The organism is Hathewaya proteolytica DSM 3090 (genome assembly GCF_900142225.1).
In the GTDB taxonomy this organism is placed as follows: Bacteria; Bacillota; Clostridia; order Clostridiales; family Clostridiaceae; genus Hathewaya; species Hathewaya proteolytica.
This window is the reverse complement of sequence record NZ_FRAD01000003.1, coordinates 46,576-72,361: the sequence shown is the minus strand read 5'-3', so window position 1 is coordinate 72,361 and position 25,786 is coordinate 46,576. Positions and strand designations below refer to the sequence as shown.

Below are 25,786 nucleotides of genomic sequence, written 5' to 3'. Positions count from 1 at the left end.
TTAATCTTTTTATAGGCTAACTTCTCAGCTTCACGTTAAGTTTTAACTCAACGTGAAGCTGAGAAGTCGTTATCTAGTGGGGTGTCTCATTTCACCTTCCTCCTATAAGAGGAAGGTGTGTTACAAGAGATAGCATCAGATAAAATTGTATTTAGTTATTACTAGAAAATTATGTTGAATATGAATTTCATATGTGATAGAATAGGAGGGTAATATAACACACACTATGATTAATATTGGTTGTTACAAAGTAATAAAAACATAGTGGAGGAAAAAACCAAACGGAGGAATTTAAAATGGCAGTAATTAGCATGAAACAATTATTAGAAGCTGGTGTTCATTTCGGACATCAAACAAGAAGATGGAACCCTAAAATGGCTCCTTACATCTTTACAGAAAGAAATGGTATATACATAATAGACCTACAGAAAACTGTAAAGAAAGTGGATCAAGCGTACGACTTTATAAAAGAAATGTCTTTAGATGGTAAAGATGTTCTTTTTGTAGGTACAAAAAAACAAGCTCAAGAAGCAATCGAATCAGAAGCTATTAGAGCAGATATGCATTTTGTAAACAACAGATGGTTAGGTGGTATGTTAACTAACTTTGATACAATCAAGCTTAGAATTAAAAGACTTGAAGAAATCGAAAAGATGGAACAAGATGGAATATTTGAAGTACTTCCAAAGAAAGAAGTTACTTTATTAAAGAAAGAAGCTGAAAAGTTACAGAAAAACCTAGGCGGAATAAGAAACATGGACGTAAGCAAAATAGGTGCATTATTCGTAGTTGACCCTAGAAAAGAAAAGAATGCCGTATCTGAAGCAAAAATACTTGGCATACCAGTTGTTTCAATTGTTGATACTAACTGTGATCCAGATGATGTTGATTATGTAATTCCAGGAAATGACGATGCTATAAGAGCTGTTAAATTAATAGCAGCAAAAATGGCAGATGCTATCATCGAAGGAAGACAAGGTGAACAACTAGCTGAGTAATAAAATACGATACACTTTCAGTTTAAGGAGGAAGTAATTATGATTAGTGCAGCAATGGTAAAAGAGTTAAGAGAAACTACCGGAGCAGGTATGATGGATTGTAAAAGAGCTTTAACTGAATCTAATGGAGATATGGAAAAAGCTATAGAAATATTAAAGGAAAAAGGATTAGCTGCTGCAAAGAAAAAAGCAGGAAGAATAGCAGCAGAAGGTCTTGTAAAGACTTTTATATGTGAAGATGGAAAGAGTGCAGCGATTGTTGAAGTTAACTGCGAGACAGATTTCGTTTCTGCCAATGATTTATTTAACAGCTTCGTAGAAGGGGTTGCAGAACAAGCTGCAAAATCTTCTGCAACAACAGTTGAAGAATTAGAAGCAGAAAAATATGTAAAAGATGAAAACTTCACATTAAAAGAAGCTCTTACAGAGTTAATCGCTAAGCTTGGCGAAAACATGTCTATAAGAAGATTTGAAAGATTCAATGTGGAAAAGGGTATTATAAATAGCTATATTCATGGCAATGGTAAAATAGGAGTACTTGTACAACTTGCTTGTACTGCTTGTGATGAGTGCCTTGCAGAAGTTGCAAAAGACGTTGCAATGCAAGTTGCAGCTGCAAACCCACTTTACCTTAACAAAGATGCTGTAGATCCTACAGAACTTGAAAAAGAAAAAGAAATTTTCAGAGTTCAAGCTCTAAATGAAGGAAAGCCTGAAAAAGTTATAGACAAAATGGTTGAAGGAAGAGTTAAGAAGTACTACAAGGAAAATTGCCTTGTTGAGCAGGTTTGGGTAAAGAATCCTGATCTTACTATTGAAAAATATCTTTCAGAAGTTAGTAACAAAGTTGGTGCTCCTATTACAGTTGATAAATTTGCTAAGTTTGAAAAAGGTGAAGGAATCGAAAAGAAGCAAGAAGACTTTGCTGAAGAAGTTAAAAGGCAAATGGGTGGTAACTAACATATAAAGAGAACACGCCGTGTTCTCTTTTTTTGAAATATATTATTTTTTTGGAGGTAAAACTTTATGTCAACAGCAAAGTATAAGAGAATAATGCTAAAACTTTCTGGGGAAGCTTTAGCGGGGGAAAATGGTTTCGGTTTTAATTTTGATTTAGTAAAAAATATATCAGCTGAGATAAAGAATTTAGTCAATATGGGTGTTCAATGCGGTATGGTTGTTGGTGGCGGTAATTTTTGGAGAGGTCGACAAGGAAATGACATGGATAGAGCCACTGCTGATTACATGGGAATGATGGCTACGTGCATAAACGCTTTAGCACTTCAAGATGCTTTGGAGGCTATGGGTGTTCCCACAAGAGTGCAAACTGCTATAGAAATGAAAGAAATAGCAGAACCCTACATCAGAAGAAAGGCTATGAGACATCTTGAAAAAGGAAGAGTAGTCATATTTGCAGCAGGCATTGGAGAACCATATTTTTCAACAGACACAGCGGCAGCATTAAGAGCTGCTGAAATTGAGGCCGATGTTATATTACTTGCTAAAAATGTTGATGGAGTTTATGATATGGATCCTAAAAAATATTCTAATGCGAAAAAATATGATAAGCTATCTTATATAGAAATATTGGAAAAAGGGTTACAAGTAATGGACACAACTGCTACATCATTATGTATGGACAACAATATCCCTATTCATGTTTTTGCTCTTAATAAGCCTGAAAATATCATAAATGCCGTATGCGGCGATAAAATAGGAACAATAGTAAGTAAATAAGTGGAGGTAAGCTATGGAAAATTTATTAGTAAATCTAACAGAAAAAATGGAGAAATCTATTAACGTTTTAAGAGAAGACCTAGGAGCACTTAAGGCAGGAAGAGCAAACCCTAAGATGCTAGACAAAATTGAGGTAGAGTATTATGGCACTCCAACCATGATAAATCAGCTGGCAAACGTTTCAATTCCAGAGGCAAGAATTATTTTGATTCAACCTTATGATAAATCAGCTATGAAGGATATTGAAAAAGCAATTTTAAAATCTGACCTTGGGCTTAATCCATCCAGTGATGGAAATACCATAAGATTGATAATCCCAGAGTTGACTGGTGAAACGAGAAAGGAACTTGTTAAATCCGTTAAAAAATCTGGTGAGGACCTTAAGATTGTTTTAAGATCACAAAGAAGAGATGCCAATGATAAGATAAAAAATGCAAAGAAAAATTCTGATATCACTGAGGATGAAGCAAAAATTTTAGAAGATAAAGTTCAAAAAGAAACTGACAAGTTTGTAGTCCTTGTAGAAAAAATAGTAGCAGATAAAGAAAAAGAAATAATGACAGTATAGTAATATTGTAAGTCAGTAGAAATACTGACTTACTTAGTATGAATTCAATAAGGAGTGATTGCTTTGGGCATTTTTTTAAACTTGATAAAAAATAAAAGTAGAGCATATAATAAACATCATATTGATATGAACAATATTCCAAAGCACATTGCAATTATAATGGACGGTAATGGTAGATGGGCCCAAAAGAGGAAACTTCCTCGAACCGTTGGACATAAAGCTGGGGTAGAAACTATTAGGAATATTGTAAAGGAATGTAGTGCCTTAGGTGTATCTTATCTCACTCTGTATGCCTTCTCTACGGAGAATTGGAAAAGGCCACAAGATGAGGTTTCCACTCTTATGAACTTGCTTGTGATATATTTGAAAAATGAGTTAAGTGAACTGCACAATAATAATGTAAGAATAAATTATATTGGTGACATAAATGCTTTACCAATTCAATGTATTAATGAACTTATAAAGGCAAAGGAAAATACAAAAGACAACACAGGGTTAACTCTTACTCTAGCCTTAAATTATGGTGCTAGAAGTGAAATGTTAAGAGCTGTAAAAAATATATGTATTGAATTTAAAGAGGGAAATACTAAAATATCAGATATTGACGAAAATTATTTTAGCTATCATTTGTATACAAAGGATTTGCCAGATCCAGATTTGCTTATAAGAACAAGTGGTGAAGAGAGGTTAAGTAATTTTCTCTTATGGCAACTTTCATATACAGAATTTTGGTTTACTAATATATTATGGCCTGATTTTACAAGAGAAGATCTAAGGCAAGCTATAATAAGTGTTCAAAACAGAGATAGAAGATACGGGGGATTAAAATAGTATGAATAGTAAATTTGCAAGGTATTTAGGCGCTATATGTCTTATACCAGTTATTATCTTTTTATTTATAGGGGGAAATTATTTGAAATACTTCCTTATGGTACTTTCCCTAATTGGATTAAGGGAATTGTACGCTGTTTTACATGAAAAGGATTATCATGTTTTTTCCTATGTTGGATTTATTTTTACAATTATTTATTACATATCCATGGGCTATAAAACAGAATTTACTTTGTTTTTAATAATAATAATGATGGTTGTTTGCCTTGCGGTACCTGTTTTTGATTTAAAGCGAAATTTTGTGGAAGCTTCTCTTACTATATTCGGTTTTCTTTATGTTCCATTAATGTTTTCACTTATTTCAAAAATTGAAATGTTTCAAAACGGTAGATTCCTTGTATGGCTAGTTTTGCTGTGCTCTTGGGGCAATGATACCTTTGGGTATTATGTGGGAAAAACCTTTAAGACATTTTTTAAAAAGCACCAACTTTGTCCTAATGTTAGCCCAAATAAATCCATAGAAGGTGCCGTGGGCGGCGTTTTGGGTAGTACATTGTTTTGTTCTCTATTTGGTCTTTATCTTAATTCCATCAACATAAATATAGCAATTTATCATTTTGTCATAATCGGTTTTGCTGGAGCCTTTTTTGCAATAATAGGAGATCTTTGTGCATCCATAATTAAACGATATCTTAAAATAAAAGATTACAGCAACTTAATACCAGGCCATGGAGGAATTTTGGATAGATTCGATAGTACCCTTTTTGTTGCAGTGGCAGTATTTTTCTATTTTAATCTATTTTTAAATCTATAAAGTTAAAATAAACAATGATTTTGGTCATTGTTTTATTTTTTTATTAGGTTTAAATGATGCAAAGAATAATATATAATATTATTTATGAATATACTATAAGGAAATAATATATAGGAGAAGAAATTGAAAGATGTATATAAAAAACTTATGTACTCAGCTTTTCTTTATTTACTTATAGTTTTTGTATTTAAGTATTTAAACGATTATATGACACTAATTATTATGATACTTTTTTTATACTTTTCCACATACTTGTTTAATGGTTTCATGGAAAAATGTTTCAAAGAAAGTAAAGGATTTACTACTTTTATATCTTTAATGATTATAAACTGCATAGTGATTTTTACCATGTATATCATGGCAAGGTACGCTGTCAATAAATCTTACCTAATAAAAGATGGTATAATGTATTTGTCTCATATATACGAGATTCTTGAATACAGTGTACTTAGAAAACTTCAATTTGGAGATTTAATAAAGAATTCTTTCCAGATTTTTTTAAAAGGTATAAAGTACAATTCACTGTTAACTAAAGGTATTGTATTGACTACCAACTTCTTTGTGTCGTATATAATGGCAAACATAATAGTTTATTTTATTCTTCGGGATAAAAATATAATAACTACCACCATGAGAAAATTTCTGAGTGGACATAGCATAAACGCCTTTAAAGCTAAATTAAATAATATAAAATTAATCCTTGTCATTGATTTTAAGATAATGTTTATATGTACCCTTACCACCATATTAGGGTTCTATATTTTAAACGTACACCATGGTTTTTTGTTAGGTATTTTATGCGGTATATTTGATTTACTGCCCTTTGTCGGCACTTTTATTATTTTCATACCATTACTCTTGTATTACATATGTATGAAAAACTATATAGTAGCCATAGGACTTTTGATTTTATTTTTGATTATAGGTATAATTAGAAGGGTATTTGAAACGAAGTTTCTTAAAAACAGTTTTGATGTGCACCCACTTATAATCATAGTCTGTGTATACGTATTTACAAAAAACATGGGTTTTATTGGCGTACTCACAGGTTCATTTTATGCTATTTCCTTAAAGGAAATATGGGAAAGCACACAAATTAACTAATTATCTATTACTGTACTAAGGAGAATAAAAATGCATAATATAAGTATTTTAGGGGTTACAGGCTCCATTGGAACGCAAACTCTTGACGTGATTAGAAAAGATCACAATATAAATTTAGTGGGAATTTCGGCAAAAGCCAGCGTAGACAAAGTGTGGGATATAATAAAGGAGTTTAAGCCAAAATATGTGGCTATGATGGATGAATCTTGTGCTGAAAAGTTAAAATCCATGTGCCAAGACCACAAATACATCATCCATATTTATAGTGGAATGGAAGGGCTAATTAAAATAGCAACTCTAAAGGAAGTAGATATGGTGGTTACCTCTGTGGTGGGTATGATTGGACTGAGGCCAACCATGGAAGCAATAAAGAGCAAAAAGAATATTGCTCTTGCAAACAAAGAGACCTTAGTTGTAGGTGGCAAATTTGTCATGGAGGAAGCCAGAAAAAATGGTGTTTCCATCCTTCCAGTGGACTCTGAGCATGGTGCCATATTTCAGTGCTTGCAGGGGAACGAAAAAAAGCAGCTAAAAAAGATCCTTTTAACAGCTTCCGGTGGACCTTTTAGGGGTAAGAGCTTTAAAGATATTGAACGCTCTACACTAAAAGAAGCTTTGAGTCACCCTAAATGGAATATGGGTAAGAAAATAAGTGTAGACTCTGCTACTCTTATGAATAAGGGATTAGAGGTTATTGAAGCACATTATTTATTTGACGTAGATTATGAAAATATACAGGTTGTAGTCCATCCAGAAAGTGTAATTCATTCCATGGTGGAATACAAGGATAATAGCGTAATGGCACAAATGGCTGTGCCTGATATGAGATTACCTATTCAGTATGCACTTAATTATCCTCATAGGCTAAAGGGGGTCGTGGAGCCATTAGATTTTTATAGTTTAGGAAAACTTACCTTTGAAAAGCCGGATTTAAACACTTTTAAATGCTTAAGGTTGGCATATGAGGCCGGCAAAAAGGGAGGAAACTTACCCGTAATATTAAATGCTGCCAACGAAATAGCTGTAAATTCTTTTATTGAAGGAAAAATAACTTTTGGTTGTATAGGTGATATAATAGAAAATGCACTTTCTCACTTTGAGTACCAGGAAAATATAAAACTAGACGATGTATATACTATAGACAATTGTGTGAGAAGATATGTAAGGGAAATAATCAATTTAAGGAGAGATTCATAGTGGGTATTTTATATGTAATAATAGGAATATTGGCCTTTAGTTTGCTAATCATCATTCACGAATTAGGCCATTTTGCTGTAGCAAGGCTCATGGGTGTGAGAGTAGAGGAGTTTTCCATAGGGATTTTTGGCCCTACCTTATATGAGAGACAAGGAAAAAACGTTAAATTTATTATAAAAGCAGGATTGTTTGGAGGATATGTAAAGCTTTTTGGTGAAGAAGATGAAGAAGAGTCAAAGGAACCTTACTCCTTCGCTTCAAAAAGTCCCTTTCAGAAAATATTGGTTTTTATAGCAGGGCCTTTTATGAACATAGTTCTTGGTATATTATTATTTGCCATATTCACAAACAATATTGGATACGGAACTAATGAAATAGATAAGGTATCTGACAATAGTCCAGCCATGATATCTGGATTAAAACAGGGAGATAAAATACTGAAACTAAATAATTCAAAGATAAGCACTTGGGATGATTTTTCAATTAAAATGGCTCAAACAGATCACAAGGATAATGTGCTGCTTCAAGTGGAAAGAAACAAAGAACTAATGGAATTCAATGTAAAGCCTACTTTGCAAGATAATAGATATGTTATAGGTATTTTATTTAAGACCATAGACCCTAATTTTTCTCAATGTATAAAAAGCGGGGTAGATGAGTCCATAAGCATTACAAAGCAGACCTTTGCTTTTTTCGGAAATATTTTCAAAGGAAAAGTAAAAAAAGATGATGTGGGTGGTCCCATAACTATGGTAAGAGTAGCTGCTAAAAGTGCTTCACTAGGCATTAATAACTTGCTGTTCTTCCTTGCATTAGTAAGTATGCAACTAGCTATCTTTAACCTTTTACCTTTCCCAGCTCTAGATGGCGGCTGGATTTTTATAATGCTATTCCAAATTATAACGGGGAAAAAAGTAAAGGAGGAAACAATAGGTACTATAAACTATATAGGTATGATGATTCTCATGGCGTTTATGCTTATAGTATTGTTGAAAGATATTATAAGTCCAATTAAGTTTTAATAATCAGGAGATAATATAATTATGATAGAGAGAATAAAAACAAAGGAAGTCAAAGTTGGCAATATAAAAATAGGAGGAAACAATCCCATTGCAGTGCAATCCATGACTAATACTGATACGAGAGACGTGGAAGCCACTGTAATGCAAATAAAGCGTCTTGAAGAGGTAAAATGTGATATGGTAAGGTGCGCTGTTCCAGACATGGAAGCTGCAGAGCGCATAAAAGAAATTGTCCAACGAGTTAATATTCCAGTAGTGGCAGATATACATTTCGATTACAGATTGGCATTGGCATGCATTAAAAATGGTGTATCTGCTATTAGAATCAATCCTGGAAACATAGGCGATGAAAGTAGAGTAGTGGAAGTTTTAAAGAATGCCAAATTAAACAATATCCCAATTAGAATAGGTGTAAATGGCGGCTCCCTAAGCAAAGAAATATTGTTAAAATACGGTGGAACTACCTGTGAGGCCCTTGTGGAAAGTGCCATGGAGCATGTTAGGATTTTAGAAAAACATGACTTTAATGATATAGTTATATCCTTAAAAGCTTCAGATGTAATAAAGACTATAGAGGCAAACAGACTCCTGAGCAAACGCACACCTTATCCTCTACATCTTGGTGTAACAGAGGCGGGCACTTTGTTTCAAGGCACTGTTAAGTCTGCCATTGGCATTGGAACACTATTATCAGAGGGTATAGGGGACACTATAAGGGTTTCCCTTACTGGAGATGTTATAGAAGAAGTAAAGGTTGGAAGAGAAATTCTGAAGTCCCTTGGATATATAAACGAGGGGATTAAGTTTGTTTCTTGTCCTACTTGTGGAAGAACACAAATTGACCTTATAAATATAGCAAAAATGGCAGAAGATAAACTTAAGAATGTAAATAAGAACATAAAAGTTGCCATTATGGGTTGTGTTGTCAATGGTCCAGGTGAAGCAAGGGATGCCGATATTGGTATAGCTGGAGGGAAGAACGAAGGTCTTATTTTCAAAAAAGGGGAGATCATAAAGAAAGTAAAGGAAAAAGATTTACTTGATGAGTTGCTAAAAGAAATTGATAAAATGTAATACTTAGATGATTATGAGATAAACCTTAGGAGGAAATTGGATTTGGAAATTATAGATGTCTTAAGGGATGAGTTGCCTGAAAACGAAAAAGATTATACTGAAGATCTTAAGCTTATAAAAGTACAATATTTTAAAAGTAGAGAGACACTTGTACTTGTAATGAAGAGCAAAAATAGCATCAGTGATATGGTAAGGCATAAAATAGTTGATATATATAAAAAATATTTTAATAGATTATGCAATGTAGAATTAAAACTATATAAGGATATATCTTCTGTTACTTTAACAGAAGCCATACAAGAGTATTGGGAGGAAATTATAAAAGCTACTGAGGAAATTGATCCTCTTGTAAAGCAATGCCTTTCAAAATGTTCTAGAGTTGCGGAAGAAGATGTTCTTACTCTTAAATATGGAAATGCTTTTATTTGTAAGTTTTTAAAGAATAAAGGCTTAGAAAAAAGATTGTCTCAAGAAATTAATAGCATATTTGGTTTGCAATGTGCTGTTAATCTCCAATTCGATAAGGAGCTTGAAAGACAATGCATTATTGAAGAACAGGAAAACATAGATAAGAGCATAAAAAATATTGCAATAAAAAAGGAAGCTAAATCCAACGTGTCCAATTCACTGCCTAAGACTTCTAGTCAAGGAAAAGAACAGAGCTCTAGTGTTATATTTGGCAAAAGCATAAAAGAAGAAAGTGTGCCAATAAAAGATATTCCAATGGAAGAGGGCATAATTTGTGTTGAGGGAGAAATATTTAAATTAGAAATAAAGGAGACAAAGACATCAAAGAAATTTTTCGTGTTTTCTATAACGGACAATACAGGCTCATTAATTGGCAAGGTTTTCACCAACAATTCTAACGTTGAAAAACTTGAAGACAATTTTAAAGTGGGAACTCACTGTAAAATTAAAGGCCAGTTAAAAGAAGATTTATTTGCAAAAGAATTGGTCATAATGGCAAATAGCATATGCCTCACCACAAAAATTGAGAAACTGGATTTATGCGACGAAAAAAGAGTAGAGCTCCATCTTCACACCACAATGAGCGCAATGGATGGCATGACTTCAGCCTCAAAATTGATATCAAGGGCTGCAAAATGGGGTCATAGGGCTATAGCCATAACTGATCATGGGGTTGCACAGGCTTTTCCAGAAGCAATGGATAGTGGCAAAAAGAACAACATCAAAATTCTATATGGTATGGAAGCCTACATGGTAGATGATGATTCAAAAATAGCTATAAATACTGATTGTGAAGATTTTAAATGTGAATTCGTGGTATTTGATATAAGAAAGACAGGCAATTGCTATAAAAAGGATAAAATTATTGAGATATCTGCATGTAAAGTAAAGGAAGGAAAAATCGTTGATGTATTTCAAAAGCTAATTAACCCTGAAATGGAAATACCATATAATATCTGCGAAGATACAAAAATAACAAATGACATGGTGTTAAATTGTGAACCTTTAGAACATGTCTTTAAAGAATTTATTGAGTTTTGTAAGGGCGCTATATTGACTTCTTATGATATAGAATTGTCTATGGCTTTTATAAATTACAACTGTGAATTGTTAGGTTTAAAAATCAACAATGGTTATTTAGATATTTTGCATATGTGCAGGTATTTAGTATCAGGTGTTAAGAAGTTTAAGCTCACAGTAGTAGCAAAACATTTTGGAATTCTCTGTGACAATATTCATAGAGCTGAGGACAGTGTAAAGGTGATGACACAGATTTTCTTAAATTGTATCTCTATGTTAAAAGAGAGGAATATAGAGAATCTTGAAGAGTTGAATAACAGATACAAAGAAGAGTTTGATGTAAAAAAAGCAGATACATATCATTTAATTATCCTTTGTAAAAATCAACAAGGCCTTAGAAATCTCTATGAGCTAATATCTGCATCAAATTTGGATTTTTATAATAAACGGCCCCGCCTTTCAAAAAGTCTTATCAACAAAAAGAGAGAAGGGCTTATAATAGGTTCAGCCTGTGAGGCTGGCCAGGTATTTAGAAAAGTACTCTTCGGAAAAAAATACGAGGATATGGTAGAGTTATTAAAATTTTATGATTACTTAGAGATACAACCCATCGGAAATAATAATTTCTTAAAACAAAAGGGTTACTGTAAAAATGATGAAGATTTAAGGGATTTAAATAGGGAGATATATCATATATCAAAATTACAGGGGCTTCCTGTAGTTGCCACGGGGGATGTACATTTTTTAGACCCTGAGGATGAGGTTTACCGACGAATACTGATGGCAGGTCAAGGTTTTACTGACAGCGATAATCAGCCACCTCTTTATTTTAAAACCACAGAAGAGATGTTAAAAGAATTCTCCTACCTAGGTGAGGATGTGGCTAGAGAAGTTGTTGTAACAAATACAAATTTAATAGCGGATTCAATTGAAAATATTAAACCTATTCCTGATGAAACATTTCCACCTAAGATCGAAGGTGCGGAAGAAGATATAAGGAATATGACACTGAACAAGGTCCATTCTATTTACGGTGAAGAGCTTCCGGATGTGATTCAAAAGAGATTGGACAAAGAACTTAATTCTATAATCAACAATGGATACGCCGTATTGTACTTAATTGCACAAAAACTTGTGGCCAAATCTACCCAAGATGGATATTTGGTTGGTTCTCGAGGATCTGTAGGTTCTTCCTTCGTGGCCACCATGTCAGATATAACAGAGGTTAATGGACTTCCCCCACATTACGTATGCCCTAATTGTAAATTCAGCGAGTTTGTATTGGATGGTTCAGTGGGAAGTGGCGTAGATATGCCAGACAAGATGTGTCCTCACTGCGGAACACAGTTTAAGAAAGATGGATTCGATATACCTTTTGAAACCTTTCTTGGGTTCAATGGAGATAAAGAACCGGACATAGATCTGAATTTTTCAGGAGATAATCAAGGTGATATCCATAAGTATACAGAGGTACTCTTTGGCAAGGGTCATACCTTTAAAGCAGGTACCATAGGAACCATAGCTGAAAAAACTGCTTATGGTTACGTTAGAAAGTACCTTGAAGAGAGGAACTTAAAAGTGTCTAGTGCAGAAATTGATCGTCTAACTTTGGGCTGTACTGGGGTCAAGAGAACCACCGGTCAACATCCTGGTGGTATTATGGTTGTGCCTAGTGACAACAATATACACAATTTCTGTCCCGTACAACATCCAGCTGATGACCAAAACTCTGATATTATTACTACCCATTTTGATTACCACTCTATAAGTGGTAGATTGTTGAAATTAGATATACTTGGACACGATGATCCAACCATACTTAGAATGTTAAAGGATATTACAAAAATAGATCCTAAAACAGTTCCTTTAGATGATAAGGATGTACTGAGCCTTTTCACTTCTCCCAAAGCTCTTGGTCTAACAAAGGAACAATTAGGTTGTGAAGTTGGAACTTATGGACTTCCCGAATTTGGAACGAAATTTGTTCGACAAATGCTTTTGGATACAAAACCTGAAACTTTTTCGGATCTTGTGAGAATTTCTGGACTGTCCCATGGAACAGACGTTTGGATAAACAATGCTCAATATTATATAACCCAAGGGTATACCACTCTAAAAGATTGTATAGCAACAAGAGATGACATCATGGTGTATCTAATATATAAAGGACTTCCTCCCAAAACGGCCTTCTCTATTATGGAGAAAGTAAGAAAGGGAAAAGGGTTGTCCGAGGAACATGAGCAAATTATGAGGGATAATAACGTACCAGAATGGTATATTGAGTCCTGTAAGAAAATAAAGTATATGTTTCCTAAAGGTCATGCTGTGGCCTATGTTATGATGGCCATAAGAATAGCATATTTTAAGGTCCACTATCCCCATGCTTACTATGCCACGTATTTTACTGTAAGAGGTGACGATTTTGATGGGGAGTTAATAATAAAAGGTGATGACGCTGTTGTGGAAAAAATGAAAGAGCTCTACGACCAAGGAAACGAAATAAGCACAAAGGATAAAGGCCTTTTAACAATATTAGAATTATGTCATGAGATGTATCTAAGAGGAATAAAGTTTTTAAGGGCTGATATATACAAATCCAGTGCGAAAAAATTCACTGTGGAGGGGGATAACATCCGCCTGGCCTTAAGTGCCCTATCAGGAGTTGGAGTAAATGCAGCTCAAAATATAGAAGAGAATAGAAAGAATGGTGAATTTATTTCAAAAGAAGATCTTCGAGTTCGCTGTAAGTTAACAAAAACAGTCATAGAAACCCTTGATAGGCACGGTTGTCTTAATAATTTGCAAGAGACGAATCAGCTTTGTCTTTTTTAAGAATTTTTTAAAATAGTATATTAATTATATTGATTGGGTAGACTATATATGGTATAATACTTAATAGTGACTTCTAATAGTTTTGATAGAACTTAAAGAGTGGGTTTGTACCCGCTCTTTACGTTTTTAAAGACGCAACAGTAAAGGTTGCGTTTTTGCTTATAATAATTAATAACATATTATTTTTAGGCAAATTATACATATGAAAGGAAGGTGAAAACCGTTATTAATCTAGTGAATTATCCCTTCGGATTTTCATGGATTTTGCATAACGTTAGAAATGAATCAATTTATACTAGATAATGTAAAACGTTTAATAGAGCCCTTAGTTGAGCAATGTGGATACGACTTATACTACATGGAGTTTGTAAAAGAAGACGGTGAAAACTATCTTAGAGTTTATATTGACAATATTGAAAGACCTATAATTTTAGATGATTGTGTTAAGGTGAATAAATTAGTAAGTGATATGTTAGATGAAAAAGACCCTATACAAGAATCATATTACTTAGAGATTTCTTCTCCGGGAGTAGAAAGAGCTCTGCACACCGACGCACACCTTAATAGGTACATAGGAGCAAAAGTAAATGTAAAATTAAGAGAACCACACAAAGGAAAGAAAAAAATTGAATGTGTATTAAAGGGCTTTGATAAGGAAAACATAAGTTTAGAATTCAAAAATGAGTTACTTTCTGTAAATAGAAGAAATATTATTACCATTAGTTTAAAAGGGGAGTACTAAAATGAGTGAAGAATTTATTTCAGCTTTAAAGGAAATTGCCAAAGAAAAAGGCATCAGCGAAGAATATTTATTTGATGTTATAAAGGATGCGGTAGTTTCTGCGTACAAAAAAAATTGTTCTAAGAATATTTCCAGTGTCTATGCTAAATATCTTAACAACAATACTCAAAATGTAAAAGTCACTATAGATTCTGATTCGGGTGAGTTCCATGTATACGCTCAGAAAGAAGTTAAAGATGGAATATGGGATGAATCCAATGAAATAGAATTAGAAGAAGCTAAGGAAATAGATCCAAGATATGAAGAGGGAGACATTGTAGAAATAGAAGTTACTCCTAAAAACTTTGGAAGAGTGGCAGCACAAGCGGCAAAGCAAATTGTAGTTCAAAAAATAAAAGAAGCATCTAGAAATGCTCTTTATGAAGAGTTTGTGGAAAAGAAAGATGACATAATTACGGGTATTGTAACTAGAAAAGACAAAGAAAATATATTTGTGGACATAGGAGCTATGGAGTGTATTGTAGGTCCCAAAGAGCAAATACCTGGCGAAAACTACGAGTTCAACAAGAGAATAAAGTTATTAATATCTCAAGTTAAGGCTACTACTAAGGGACCTCAGATTGTTCTTTCAAGGACTAGTCCAATGTTAGTTAAAAGGTTATTTGAATTGGAAGTGCCAGAAATACATGATGGTCTTGTGGAGATAAAATCTATTTCTCGTGAAGCAGGCTCTAGAAGCAAAATAGCTGTATATTCAAAAGACAACAATGTGGATCCTATGGGTGCATGTGTAGGTGCTAAGGGCATAAGAGTTCAAAACGTAGTAAACGAATTAAACAATGAGAAAATTGATATAGTAGAGTGGAATGAAGATCCAAAAATCTATATAGCTAGTTCACTTAGTCCTGCTAAAGTTTTAGATGTATATATAGAGAACGAAAGTGAAAAAGCGGCAAAAGTTGTGGTAGACGACAGCCAATTATCCCTTGCCATCGGTAAAGAAGGCCAAAATGTTAGATTAGCAGCAAGGCTTACAGGATGGAAGATTGACATAAAAAGTAGCTCCCAGATGAATGTAACAGAGTCATAATAACTTTATATAGGAGTGATTTTATGAAGACAAAGAAAGTTCCAGAAAGAAGATGTGTGGGCTGCATGGAAATGAAGCCTAAAAAGGAATTGATTAGAATTGTAAGAAACAAAGAGGGAGAAATAAGCGTTGACCTTACTGGAAAAAAACCTGGAAGAGGGGCTTATGTTTGCAAAAATCAATGTTGTTTTAATGAGGCTTTTAAAACGAAGAGATTAGACAGAAGTTTAGGGCACAACATAGAAGAAGAGGTTTACGACAAATTAAAGGATGAAATAACCAATGCATAGCAATAAGGAAAATTTTTTGAATTTCTTAGGCATAGGTAAAAAGGCCGCTTATATAAAAGAGGGTTACAACAAAGTAGAAGCTGAGATAATGAAAAAAAATATTGTAGCAGTTTTCATTTCTCCATCTCTTTCAGAAAACTCTACAAAAAAATTTATAAATTACTGTGAAAAATACAATATTACATGGCTGCAAGATGATATTGTGTATGACATGGGAAAAGCATTGAACAATACGAATTTAATGGTGTTGGGAATATGCGACAAAAAATATTGTGAAAGATTAGTAGCTCTATACAATAAATATATAGAAGCTAAGAAAGCCGGGGGTGAATAGTTTGGCAAAAGTAAGAATATATGAATTAGCAAAAGAGTTAGACGTTACAACAAAATATCTCATTAACATCCTTTTAGTAGAGTTCGACATAAAGGTTAAAAATCATATGAGCGTTATAGATGAAGAAGATGCGGAACTGTTAAAAGAATTACTATCAAATTCTGATAGTAAAGCTAAAATGGGAGCCAATGATATTGCTAACGAATACGAAGAATTTGAAGATACCGATGCGATAAAAGCTGCTAAAAAGAAGAAAAACAAAAGAAATCCTGACTCTTCTGCACAAACTCAATCAAAAGAGGATGATATGGAAGATGAGGACGATGACAGCAATGTAATCGAATTAGTTGAAAACGAAATCACTGTTGGTGAGCTAGCTGAGAAACTTGGAGAATCAGCTACAGATGTAATAAAGCAACTGATGTTCTGTGGTGTAATGGCAGGAATAAACCAAAACATCGACTTTAATACTGCGGAAAAAGTTGGAGAAAAATTTAATGTCTCAATAGTTAAAAAGAGCATTGACGAAGATGAAAAACTAAAAGATCAAGAAGAGGATGATGAGGATTCAGATTCCATAAAAAGATCTCCAATAGTAACTGTTATGGGCCACGTTGACCACGGTAAAACATCATTACTGGATGCTATAAAACAGACTAGAGTAACTGCATCTGAAGCTGGTGGAATAACACAGCACGTTGCAGCATACACAGTAAAAATTAAAGGAGAGAAGATAACTTTCCTTGATACACCTGGCCACGCAGCTTTTACTGCTATGAGAGCTAGAGGAGCACAAGTTACAGATGTTGTAATATTAGTTGTTGCAGCTGATGATGGTATAATGCCACAGACTGTAGAAGCTATTAATCACTGTAAAGCTGCTGGGGTTGAAATAATTGTAGCGATAAACAAAATAGATAAACCTGCAGCTAACATCGATAAGGTTAAGCAGGAGCTTACAGAATACAATCTTATTCCTGAGGATTGGGGTGGCAGCACTATATGCGTTCCTGTATCAGCACACACAAAAGAAGGAATTGACACTTTACTAGAAATGGTACTTTTAACTTCAGAAATTCTTGAATTAAAAGCTAATCCAGAAAGAAAAGCAAGGGGTACCGTTATAGAAGCAGAGTTAGATAAGGGCAAAGGCGCCATTGCCACATTAATCGTACAAAATGGTACTCTTCATGTGGGAGATTCCATTGTAGTTGGAACAAGTTATGGAAGAATAAGAGCTATGCTTGATGACACAGGCAAAAATATTAAAAAGGCAGGTCCATCTACACCTATAGCTGTCTTAGGATTATCAGAAGTGCCAGAAGCTGGCGATAAATTCGTGGTTATGAAAGATGAAAAAACTGCTAGAAACACAGCAGAAAATAGAAGACAAAATATGCGTGAACAGAGGTTAATGAAATCTCACAAAGTTTCTCTTGAGGACCTATACAAACAAATCCAAGAAGGTTCTATTAAAGAGCTTAGCCTTGTGGTAAAGGCCGATGTTCAAGGATCTGTAGAGGCTCTTTCACAGTCACTTGAAAAGCTTAGCACTGATAACGTAAAAGTAAGAGTTATCCACGGAGCAACTGGTGCTATAACAGAAGCAGACGTTATATTGGCTTCGGCATCTAATGCAATTATTTTAGGCTTTAACGTTAGACCAGATGCCAATGCAGTATCTCTAGCAGATAAAGACGAAGTTGACATTAAAACTTATAGAGTTATATACGATGCAATAGATGACGTAAAAGACGCTATGGTGGGACTTTTAGACCCTGAGTTCAAAGAAGTTATTCTTGGTTCTTGTGAGATAAGACAGGTATACAAAATCTCAAATATAGGAACCATTGCAGGATGCTATGTTCTAAATGGCAAGCTTACAAGAAATTGCAGTGTGAGAATTGTAAGAGACGGTATAGTTATTTTTGAATCAACTCTTGCATCTCTTAAGAGATTTAAAGATGATGTTAAGGAAGTTAACAGTGGATATGAATGTGGTTTAAGTATCGAGAAATTCAACGATATAAAAGAAGGCGATATAGTAGAAGCCTTTACCATGGAGGAAATTAAGCCGCAAAGTTTATAAAGGAGTTAAATATGGCAAAGTATAGAAGTGGTAGAATTAATGAAGAAATGAGAAAGCATATTAGTTCAATAATACAAACTAAAATAAAGGATCCTAGACTATCAGCCATGATTAGTGTTACAAGAGTAGATGTTACTAGTGATCTTAGCTATGCTAAAGTTTACGTCAGCATATTTGCAAATGAAGAGGATGAAAGCAAGTCTTTTGATGCTCTAAAAAAATCAGAGGGATTTATAAGGTCTGAATTGGGTCATCTTATAAAATTAAGACATATACCTCAGATAATAATTGAAAAAGATGATAGTCTTGCTTATGGTATGCACATAAATTCTATTTTAAAGAGTATTGAACATAAAGATGAATAAGCTCAATGAAATAATTGAAGCCATAAAATCTGCTCAGAGGATTGGCATATCCTGCCACACATCGCCTGATGGTGACTCCCTGGGCAGTGCTTTGGCTCTTTTGCAAATTCTAAGAAGTATAGGTAAAGATGCTTACATAATGAGCAAAGAATGCATACCGGACTCATTTTTATTTTTACCGTATTCTTGTGAGTTTTCTGAAATGAATCCTAATGTAAAATCCGGCACTCATGCTGTGGTGATTTTAGATTGCGGAAATGTGGAAAGAATAAATGCAGATATAAACTGCAATTCAAAGACATATTCTGTTATAAATATAGACCATCACAAAAGCAATGAATTGTACGGGGATTTAAACTATGTGGATACAACAGCAGCAGCTGTGGGAGAAATAATATATAGTATCATGTTGGAACTTGGCGTAAATTTAATAGCTGACATAGCTATGTGTATATATACTTCTTTAGTAACTGATACAGGCTCTTTTAAATTTTCTAATACCACTTTAAGAACCCATGAAATTGCTGGCAAAATGATTAGCACTGGTATTGATTTTTCAAAAATGCATAGACTATTATTCGAAAATAGATCTTATGGTAAAATTAAGCTTTATGGAAAAGTTATTGATGGGTTGGAACTTATGTTCCACGATAAAATAGCCATTCTTACCCTTAAACAATGTTATATTGATGAACTAATGCTAAAAAACGAAGATTCTTCTGACATTATAGATTTTGGAATGAAAATAGGTACAGTGGAGATGGCTGTATTATTAAAAGAAAATGAAGATATGACAAAGGTGAGCTTGAGATCTAAAGAGTATATTGATGTTCGCAGTATTGCAGAGCACTTTGGAGGCGGCGGCCATACAAGAGCTTCTGGTTTTGCAACATATATGGACATAGAAACCACCAAAAAAAAATTGCTTGAAATTATAAAGGAATATTTAAATGAAACAACTTAACGGCATAATTATAATCGATAAACCAAAAGAAGTGACTTCCTTTCATGTGGTAAGAGATATGAAACGCATCTTAGACATGAAAAAGATAGGACATACAGGGACTTTAGATCCTATGGCTACAGGAGTTCTGCCTATTTGCATTGGCAAAGGGACAAAAGCTGTAAACTACCTTATAAATGATGATAAAGAATACATTGCTGAAATTAAGCTAGGAGAAAACACTGATACATACGATTCTGAAGGAGTAGTAACTGATATGTTTCCAATTGACATAACAAAGGATGAGTTGGAGAAGGTGCTTGTGTCATTAACAGGAGAAATTTCTCAGAAACCTCCTAAATATTCTGCTTTAAAGCTTAATGGAAAAAGAATGTACGATCTAGCTAGAAATGGAGTCGAATTTGAGGTTCCAACAAGACAAGTGACCATATACTCTATAAATCTTTTGGAATACAATGTTCCATTTATAAAAATTAAAGTGAAATGTTCTAAGGGTACATATATAAGAAGTTTAGCTTATGACATTGGTGAAAAGCTTGGATGTGGTGCTTATATATACAATTTAAGGCGCACAGTAGCGGGAAGGTTTCATATAGATAATGCTGTAACACTAAGTGAACTTCTTCCTGAAAATGTGGAAAATTATTTGATTAGCATTGAATCATTATTTTCTCACCTACCATCTTTAGATGTTGATGCATATTTTGAAAAATTGCTTACCAATGGTGTAACTGTAAAAGACTATAGACTAATCTCAAAAATTCAAAGTAATGGTTTGTATAGGACTTACGGCGAAACAGGGGTTTTCTTGGGATTGTGCAAGAGGGAAGCAGATTATCTTAAATTAGAATGTTCATTCTAGAAAGTCACTATAAAGAGGTGGTTTTATGATACTTTTAGATGATAAATGTACAGAATTAAAGCATAAAACCTTTATAGCATTGGGAAGCTTTGATGGTTTACATTTAGGACATTTGGAACTTATTAAAAAAACTGTAAGCTTGGCAAAAGAGAATAACTGCTACAGCATGGTTTATACTTTTGACAATCATCCTATGACAGTTATAAATGCAGAAAAAGCGCCTAAACTTATTCAATCTAATGAGGATAAGATATCTTTATTAAAGGCTGAGGGCGTAGATTACGTTAAATTTGAAAAGTTTGACTTTAAGTGTATGAATACAGAATGTGATGATTTTGTATGCGCTCTGGCAGACAAATACAATGCTAATGGCATTGTGGTAGGGTTTAATTATAGGTTTGGAAAGGGTAATAGGGGAGATATTGAACTCCTATCAAAACTATGCTCAACCTATAATTTAAAATTGCATATATGTCCACCTTTTATTATAGATAAAAATATTGTAAGTAGCACTTTTATTCGAAACTTAATACTTAATGGACAAGTTTCCAGTGTAAAAAAATATCTAGGAAGATATTTTTCCATAGAAGATACTGTTATACACGGAAAGGAAATTGGTAGGGTATTAGGTTTTCCCACTGCAAATCTTATTTTAGATTCTAGATTTATAACACCTAAAAGAGGTGTCTACTTTACAATAGTTCAGTTTAACAATATATTTTATAAAGCAATAACCAATGTGGGTTATAATCCTACGGTGAGCGGTACAAAATTAAGTATAGAGTCTCATATACTAGATTTCAATGAAAATATATATGGATGCAAAATAAAAGTTTATTTTCTAGAATGGTTGAGAGATGAGATGAAATTCGGCAGTTTAGAGGAATTAAAAAACAGACTTAGCTTAGATAAGGAATCTGTTTATAAAAAACAAAATATTTTATAAAAAATAATTTACATTGATACTTATGTTTGTTATAATCAATATGAACCTTAAACTAAGAATTCCGATTTGCCGACGATTTCTTGGATTAAGGGGATAATTTTTCGGAGGTGTTTTTAACATGGATAAGGCAACAAAAGAGCAGTTAATAAAAGAGTATGGTAAACACGAAGGAGATACAGGTTCTTCTGAAGTTCAGATAGCTTTACTTACTCACAGAATCAATCATTTAAATGAGCATTTAAAGGCTCACAAAAAAGATCATCATTCAAGAAGAGGTCTTTTAATGATGGTTGGTCAGAGAAGAGGTCTTTTAAATTACCTTGCAAAACAGGATATTGAAAGATACCGTGATATCATTGCAAAATTAGGCTTAAGAAAATAATTATAGAGCGGCTTTGCCGCTCTATAATTTTAAAAAAAAGAAATATATTTTTCACGTAAACAAAGTTAACTAAGTGCTAGTATTAGAATAGACAGTCTTGGGAAAAATATAAACAGACTTCTTAGCTTATGATGGAATTTTAATCCATCATATAAATATAAATTTAAATATAATGTGTATATTGGAGGTAAGTTAATGAATCATATACATGAATGTGAAATAAGTGGCAGAAAGATGAAAGTTGAATTTGGGAAAGTAGGTATGCTTTCAGATTGTGCCATTTTTATGAGTTACGGCGACACTGTAATTATGACAAACGTAAATGCATCAAAAGAACCAAGAGAAGGTATAGATTTTTTCCCATTAAGTGTTGAGTACGAAGAAAGACTTTACTCCGTGGGTAAAATTCCTGGCGGTTTTATAAAAAGAGAGGGAAGACCTTCGGAAAAGGCAATTCTTAGCGGAAGAGCTATTGATAGACCAATACGACCTCTTTTCCCAAAAGGTTATAGAAATGATGTTCAAGTAGTTTGCACAGTTGTTTCTGTAGAACAGGATAACATACCAGAAATACTAGCGATGAATGCTGCTTCTATGGCTTTATCTCTATCAAGTCTACCTTTTACAACACCTATCGGGAACGTATTAGTGGGCCTTGTAGATGGCAAATTTGTCTTAAATCCTACTGTGGAAGAGAGAGAAAAAAGCACACTTCATTTAACTGTCAGTGCTACTGAAGAAAGAGTAATGATGATTGAAGCTGGCGGAGATGAAATCGAAGAAGATGTAATGATAGACGCTATAAGATTTGGCTTCCAAGGATGTCAAAATATTATAAAATTCCAAAAAGAAGCTATGGCTATGTTTGGAAAAGAAAAGCCTGAACCTGTGCTTTACAAAGTAAGTGAGGATTTAGAGAAGGACATAAGAAACAACTTTGGAGATAAAATTAAGGCAAGTATGTACATTACAGATAAAGATGAGCGAAATGATTCTTTAAGCAAGGTAATGCTAGAGATAATGGAACATCTTGGAGAAGGGTATGGCGAAGTAGCTTCTGATGTAGGCGATATTACATATAGAATGCAAAAAGAAGTTGTTAGAGATATGCTTTTAAACCATCATAGAAGACCAGACGAAAGAAAATTTGACGAAGTAAGACCTATTAGCTGTGAAGTTGATATTTTGCCTAGGACTCATGGAACAGGATTGTTTACAAGAGGTCTTACTCAAGTAATGACTGTTGCAACATTGGGAGCCATTGGAGACGCTCAGACTCTTGATGGAATTGAAGAGGAAACAACAAAGAGATACATGCACCACTACAATTTCCCTTCCTACAGTGTTGGAGAGGTTAGACCACTAAGAGGACCAGGAAGAAGAGAGATCGGTCATGGTGCTTTAGCAGAAAGAGCTCTTGAACCTTTAATACCATCTGAAGAAGAATTCCCATACACAATTAGACTTGTATCTGAAGTACTAAGTTCTAACGGTTCTACTTCACAGGCTTCCGTATGTGGTAGCACACTTGCTTTATTAAATGCTGGAGTACCTATAAAGAGACCAGCAGCTGGTATAGCCATGGGGCTTATTACAAGTGAAGATTTATCTCATGAAGAAGTAATCACCGATATTCAAGGCCTTGAGGACTTTTTCGGAGATATGGACTTTAAAGTTGCAGGTACAGAAAAGGGTATAACTTCTATTCAGGTAGATACTAAAATATCAGGATTATCTGAAAAAGTTATTCACGATGCTATATACGGTGCTAGAAAAGCTAGATTCCTTATACTAGACAAAATAAAACAGTGTATACCAGAAGCAAGAAAGGAATTATCACCATACGCTCCAAGACTTCTAAAGATGAAGATAGATCCTGAGAAGATAAGAGACGTAATTGGTTCCGGTGGAAAAACCATAAAGAAGATAATTGCCGATACTGGTGTTGCCATTGATACCAATGACGATGGTACTATTATAATTGTGTCTTCAGACTTAGAAGCTGCTAACAAAGCATACGAAATCATTGATATGATAACAAGAGATGCTAAGGTTGGGGAAGTTTATCTTGGTAAAGTAACTAGAATTGCTGCCTTTGGTGCTTTTGTAGAAATTCTTCCAAACAAAGAAGGTCTAGTTCACATATCAAAGTTAGATAATAAACGAGTTAATAAGGTTGAAGATGTGGTTTCCATAGGCGATGAAATACCAGTTAAGGTAATTGAAATAGATGCACAGGGAAGAATCAATCTTTCAAGAAAAGATGCTATGGAAGAGGAAAAAGAAGATAACAAATAAAAAAAGGGCATGTATATGCCTTTTTATTTTTTCTTGATTTCAAATACAGGCTATATGCATATAATAATATAGATATACCTTTTAATAGAATAAAACTTTCAATGTTGGAATATACATCTATATATATTTCATATTGGAGGTTAAATGCCATGGAAAGACTGTTAAGCCAGTTATTAAACTATGATATAATAAATATTAACGATGGAAATAAGTACGGAACACTTAGAGAAAACCAGGTTGCCATTGATAAAGATGGCAAATTCAAATTGATCATAATAAAAGATTTTCCTAGAATCCTTGTGGGGTTGCCCAATGACGATTCTAGCAGTGTACCTTGGGATTCTGTAAAAAGGATAGGAATAAAAACTATTATTATTGATGTTTAAAAGTTTTTTAGTTCTGTGTTTTATAAATAAAGCATTTTGATTATAATTCACAACAATTAATTGTATTAGTAGGTGATTTTATGAAGATAATAGTTCAGAAATTTGGTGGAACTTCTGTGTCCACCAATGACAAAAGAGAAAAAATAGTAGAAAAAATAAAAAAAGCTATTAAAGATGGATATAGTCCTCTTATTGTTGTGTCAGCCATGGGGCGTATGGGAGAACCCTATGCCACAGACACATTGCGTTCTATGATAGATAATAGATTTAGGGAGAGTAATCTTCAGGCAACAGATATGCTTATAAGCTGTGGAGAGACAATATCCACCATAGTTATGAGCAATAAATTGTATGAACACAATATGGAGTCTATGCCATTAACCGGTGGTCAAGCGGGTATTTTAACTAATTCCGATTTTGGAAATGCTGAGATATTGGATGTAAATACTGATAGGATATTGTCTCTTTTAAAACAGAATATAATTCCTGTGGTAGCTGGTTTTCAAGGAGTGGATAAACACGGATATATAACTACCTTAGGTAGGGGCGCTAGTGATGTTACTGCTGCGGTTTTGGGAGCATACCTAAAAGCCGAAAAAGTAGAAATATATACGGATGTAGATGGCATAATGACTACTGATCCTAGAATTGTAGAAAAAGCATCCTTAATCAATAAGATTGATTATGCAGAAACTTGTGAGCTGGCGGAACAGGGTGCTAAAGTTATTCATCCTAGAGCTGTCCAAATAGCCCAAAAATATAACATTCCGCTTATAATAAAAAATACCATGAGTGAATGCGAAGGTACCACCATAGGATCCTTCGATGACACTCACTATACAAAGCCAGTTACAGGAATTGCATACCTTAATGACAGGGTTCAATTCCATGTTAAATCTAGTAATGAAAATTATTTTAAATTATTTGATTCCTTTGCTGAAAATCTTATTAGCCTTGACCTTATAAATGTATTTCCAAAAGAAAAAATATTTACTGTAGACGCAATAAATATGGGAAAAGTAAAGACCATATTGGAAGAATATAATTTAGAGTATACTATAACAGAGCATTGCAGCAAAATATCAATAATTGGCATGGGTATGAAGGGCAGACCTGGTGTTATGGCAAAAATCCTCACTGCTCTTACACGGGTGAACATTGAAGTACTTCAGACAGCGGACTCCCATATGACAATATGGTGTCTTGTTAAAGAAGAAGAAGTAAATGACGCCATAAGATCGCTGCACAAAGAATTTAATTTGTAAACAACATGTATAAAAAAATCTTCTAAAACGAAAGCTAATAGAAAATACGTTTTAGGAGATTTTATTTTATGGATACTAACTTTGAAGATTTAAAAGAGTCATATTTGA

General features: G+C 33.8%; 24 protein-coding genes. All 24 read left to right on the top strand.

The genetic code is table 11. The features are described from left to right. Window positions 1-296 precede the first annotated feature (296 nt). The 24 genes from rpsB (at window position 297) to dapG (ending at window position 25,678) form a co-directional block, all read left to right on the top strand. Window positions 297-998 carry a 30S ribosomal protein S2 gene (gene rpsB / locus BUA73_RS00350; RefSeq protein ID WP_072901050.1) on the top strand — a complete coding sequence of 234 codons (702 nt, stop codon included), beginning with the start codon at window positions 297-299 and terminating at the stop codon, window positions 996-998. A 39-nt stretch (window positions 999-1,037) separates the two neighbouring features. Next, window positions 1,038-1,958 carry a translation elongation factor Ts gene (tsf, locus tag BUA73_RS00345; RefSeq protein ID WP_072901048.1) on the top strand — a complete coding sequence of 307 codons (921 nt, stop codon included), beginning with the start codon at window positions 1,038-1,040 and terminating at the stop codon, window positions 1,956-1,958. 66 nt (window positions 1,959-2,024) lie between these two features. After that, on the top strand, window positions 2,025-2,735 hold the full coding sequence (gene pyrH / locus BUA73_RS00340) for a UMP kinase (protein WP_072901046.1): 711 nt from the start codon (window positions 2,025-2,027) through the stop codon (window positions 2,733-2,735). 13 nt (window positions 2,736-2,748) lie between these two features. Continuing rightward, window positions 2,749-3,303 carry a ribosome recycling factor gene (gene frr / locus BUA73_RS00335; protein ID WP_072901044.1) on the top strand — a complete coding sequence of 185 codons (555 nt, stop codon included), beginning with the start codon at window positions 2,749-2,751 and terminating at the stop codon, window positions 3,301-3,303. 63 nt (window positions 3,304-3,366) lie between these two features. Continuing rightward, window positions 3,367-4,134, top strand: coding sequence for an isoprenyl transferase (locus BUA73_RS00330; RefSeq protein ID WP_072901042.1), 768 nt, complete (start codon window positions 3,367-3,369; stop codon window positions 4,132-4,134). A 1-nt stretch (window position 4,135) separates the two neighbouring features. Continuing rightward, window positions 4,136-4,948 (top strand): phosphatidate cytidylyltransferase, encoded by an 813-nt coding sequence (locus tag BUA73_RS00325; RefSeq protein WP_072901040.1) that lies wholly within the window; start codon window positions 4,136-4,138, stop codon window positions 4,946-4,948. A 123-nt stretch (window positions 4,949-5,071) separates the two neighbouring features. Next, window positions 5,072-6,052 carry an AI-2E family transporter gene (locus BUA73_RS00320; RefSeq protein WP_072901038.1) on the top strand — a complete coding sequence of 327 codons (981 nt, stop codon included), beginning with the start codon at window positions 5,072-5,074 and terminating at the stop codon, window positions 6,050-6,052. A 30-nt stretch (window positions 6,053-6,082) separates the two neighbouring features. Then, window positions 6,083-7,249, top strand: coding sequence for a 1-deoxy-D-xylulose-5-phosphate reductoisomerase (dxr, locus tag BUA73_RS00315; RefSeq protein ID WP_072901036.1), 1,167 nt, complete (start codon window positions 6,083-6,085; stop codon window positions 7,247-7,249). Then, on the top strand, window positions 7,249-8,271 hold the full coding sequence (gene rseP, locus BUA73_RS00310) for an RIP metalloprotease RseP (RefSeq protein WP_178139195.1): 1,023 nt from the start codon (window positions 7,249-7,251) through the stop codon (window positions 8,269-8,271). The genes dxr and rseP overlap by 1 nt, the downstream gene beginning before the upstream one ends. Window positions 8,272-8,295: 24 nt before the next feature. Next, a complete protein-coding gene (ispG, locus tag BUA73_RS00305) occupies window positions 8,296-9,345 on the top strand; it encodes a flavodoxin-dependent (E)-4-hydroxy-3-methylbut-2-enyl-diphosphate synthase (protein ID WP_072901520.1) in 1,050 nt (349 codons plus the stop codon). Between the two features lie 36 nt (window positions 9,346-9,381). Then, window positions 9,382-13,665 carry a PolC-type DNA polymerase III gene (locus BUA73_RS00300; RefSeq protein ID WP_072901034.1) on the top strand — a complete coding sequence of 1,428 codons (4,284 nt, stop codon included), beginning with the start codon at window positions 9,382-9,384 and terminating at the stop codon, window positions 13,663-13,665. Window positions 13,666-13,945: 280 nt separating this feature from the next. Then, a complete protein-coding gene (rimP, locus tag BUA73_RS00295) occupies window positions 13,946-14,407 on the top strand; it encodes a ribosome maturation factor RimP (RefSeq protein ID WP_072901031.1) in 462 nt (153 codons plus the stop codon). A gap of 1 nt (window position 14,408) precedes the next feature. Further along, window positions 14,409-15,497, top strand: a complete 1,089-nt coding sequence (gene nusA, locus BUA73_RS00290) for a transcription termination factor NusA (protein ID WP_072901029.1) — start codon at window positions 14,409-14,411, stop codon at window positions 15,495-15,497. A gap of 23 nt (window positions 15,498-15,520) precedes the next feature. Then, window positions 15,521-15,787, top strand: coding sequence for an RNase P modulator RnpM (rnpM, locus tag BUA73_RS00285; RefSeq protein ID WP_072901027.1), 267 nt, complete (start codon window positions 15,521-15,523; stop codon window positions 15,785-15,787). After that, entirely contained in the window at window positions 15,780-16,121 is a 342-nt protein-coding gene (locus BUA73_RS00280) for a ribosomal L7Ae/L30e/S12e/Gadd45 family protein (protein WP_072901025.1), read from the top strand. Before rnpM ends, BUA73_RS00280 begins: the two co-directional genes overlap by 8 nt. Before the next feature lies 1 nt (window position 16,122). Then, on the top strand, window positions 16,123-18,210 hold the full coding sequence (gene infB, locus BUA73_RS00275; RefSeq protein ID WP_072901023.1) for a translation initiation factor IF-2: 2,088 nt from the start codon (window positions 16,123-16,125) through the stop codon (window positions 18,208-18,210). An 11-nt stretch (window positions 18,211-18,221) separates the two neighbouring features. Continuing rightward, the gene (rbfA, locus tag BUA73_RS00270; RefSeq protein WP_072901021.1) at window positions 18,222-18,575 is read left to right on the top strand and encodes a 30S ribosome-binding factor RbfA; all 354 of its coding nucleotides are present in this window, start codon (window positions 18,222-18,224) and stop codon (window positions 18,573-18,575) included. Beyond that, window positions 18,568-19,539: a DHH family phosphoesterase gene (locus BUA73_RS00265; protein ID WP_072901018.1), complete on the top strand. Its 972-nt coding sequence runs from the start codon at window positions 18,568-18,570 to the stop codon at window positions 19,537-19,539. Before rbfA ends, BUA73_RS00265 begins: the two co-directional genes overlap by 8 nt. Continuing rightward, complete coding sequence (gene truB, locus BUA73_RS00260; RefSeq protein ID WP_072901016.1) at window positions 19,526-20,401, top strand: tRNA pseudouridine(55) synthase TruB; 876 nt, start codon at window positions 19,526-19,528, stop codon at window positions 20,399-20,401. The genes BUA73_RS00265 and truB overlap by 14 nt, the downstream gene beginning before the upstream one ends. A 25-nt stretch (window positions 20,402-20,426) precedes the next feature. After that, on the top strand, window positions 20,427-21,347 hold the full coding sequence (locus BUA73_RS00255; protein ID WP_072901013.1) for a bifunctional riboflavin kinase/FAD synthetase: 921 nt from the start codon (window positions 20,427-20,429) through the stop codon (window positions 21,345-21,347). Window positions 21,348-21,465: 118 nt separating this feature from the next. Further along, window positions 21,466-21,729: a 30S ribosomal protein S15 gene (gene rpsO / locus BUA73_RS00250; RefSeq protein WP_072901011.1), complete on the top strand. Its 264-nt coding sequence runs from the start codon at window positions 21,466-21,468 to the stop codon at window positions 21,727-21,729. Window positions 21,730-21,924: 195 nt separating this feature from the next. Beyond that, on the top strand, window positions 21,925-24,027 hold the full coding sequence (locus tag BUA73_RS00245) for a polyribonucleotide nucleotidyltransferase (protein WP_072901009.1): 2,103 nt from the start codon (window positions 21,925-21,927) through the stop codon (window positions 24,025-24,027). A gap of 149 nt (window positions 24,028-24,176) precedes the next feature. Further along, entirely contained in the window at window positions 24,177-24,413 is a 237-nt protein-coding gene (locus BUA73_RS00240; RefSeq protein WP_178139194.1) for a YlmC/YmxH family sporulation protein, read from the top strand. 80 nt (window positions 24,414-24,493) lie between these two features. Next, window positions 24,494-25,678, top strand: a complete 1,185-nt coding sequence (gene dapG / locus BUA73_RS00235; RefSeq protein ID WP_072901004.1) for an aspartate kinase — start codon at window positions 24,494-24,496, stop codon at window positions 25,676-25,678. Window positions 25,679-25,786: the final 108 nt, after the last annotated feature.

What these genes read in the sequence shown, in the direction of transcription:
- rpsB (WP_072901050.1), top strand. Translation starts at nt 297, where the DNA reads ATGGCAGTAATTAGCATGAAACAATTATTAGAAGCTGGTGTTCATTTC.
- rpsO (WP_072901011.1), top strand. Translation starts at nt 21,466, where the DNA reads ATGGATAAGGCAACAAAAGAGCAGTTAATAAAAGAGTATGGTAAACAC.
- rnpM (WP_072901027.1), top strand. Translation starts at nt 15,521, where the DNA reads ATGAAGACAAAGAAAGTTCCAGAAAGAAGATGTGTGGGCTGCATGGAA.
- rbfA (WP_072901021.1), top strand. Translation starts at nt 18,222, where the DNA reads ATGGCAAAGTATAGAAGTGGTAGAATTAATGAAGAAATGAGAAAGCAT.
- BUA73_RS00325 (WP_072901040.1), top strand. Translation starts at nt 4,136, where the DNA reads ATGAATAGTAAATTTGCAAGGTATTTAGGCGCTATATGTCTTATACCA.
- BUA73_RS00255 (WP_072901013.1), top strand. Translation starts at nt 20,427, where the DNA reads ATGATACTTTTAGATGATAAATGTACAGAATTAAAGCATAAAACCTTT.
- BUA73_RS00240 (WP_178139194.1), top strand. Translation starts at nt 24,177, where the DNA reads ATGGAAAGACTGTTAAGCCAGTTATTAAACTATGATATAATAAATATT.
- dxr (WP_072901036.1), top strand. Translation starts at nt 6,083, where the DNA reads ATGCATAATATAAGTATTTTAGGGGTTACAGGCTCCATTGGAACGCAA.
- truB (WP_072901016.1), top strand. Translation starts at nt 19,526, where the DNA reads ATGAAACAACTTAACGGCATAATTATAATCGATAAACCAAAAGAAGTG.
- nusA (WP_072901029.1), top strand. Translation starts at nt 14,409, where the DNA reads ATGAGTGAAGAATTTATTTCAGCTTTAAAGGAAATTGCCAAAGAAAAA.
- dapG (WP_072901004.1), top strand. Translation starts at nt 24,494, where the DNA reads ATGAAGATAATAGTTCAGAAATTTGGTGGAACTTCTGTGTCCACCAAT.
- rimP (WP_072901031.1), top strand. Translation starts at nt 13,946, where the DNA reads ATGAATCAATTTATACTAGATAATGTAAAACGTTTAATAGAGCCCTTA.
- pyrH (WP_072901046.1), top strand. Translation starts at nt 2,025, where the DNA reads ATGTCAACAGCAAAGTATAAGAGAATAATGCTAAAACTTTCTGGGGAA.
- frr (WP_072901044.1), top strand. Translation starts at nt 2,749, where the DNA reads ATGGAAAATTTATTAGTAAATCTAACAGAAAAAATGGAGAAATCTATT.
- tsf (WP_072901048.1), top strand. Translation starts at nt 1,038, where the DNA reads ATGATTAGTGCAGCAATGGTAAAAGAGTTAAGAGAAACTACCGGAGCA.
- BUA73_RS00265 (WP_072901018.1), top strand. Translation starts at nt 18,568, where the DNA reads ATGAATAAGCTCAATGAAATAATTGAAGCCATAAAATCTGCTCAGAGG.
- BUA73_RS00280 (WP_072901025.1), top strand. Translation starts at nt 15,780, where the DNA reads ATGCATAGCAATAAGGAAAATTTTTTGAATTTCTTAGGCATAGGTAAA.
- BUA73_RS00245 (WP_072901009.1), top strand. Translation starts at nt 21,925, where the DNA reads ATGAATCATATACATGAATGTGAAATAAGTGGCAGAAAGATGAAAGTT.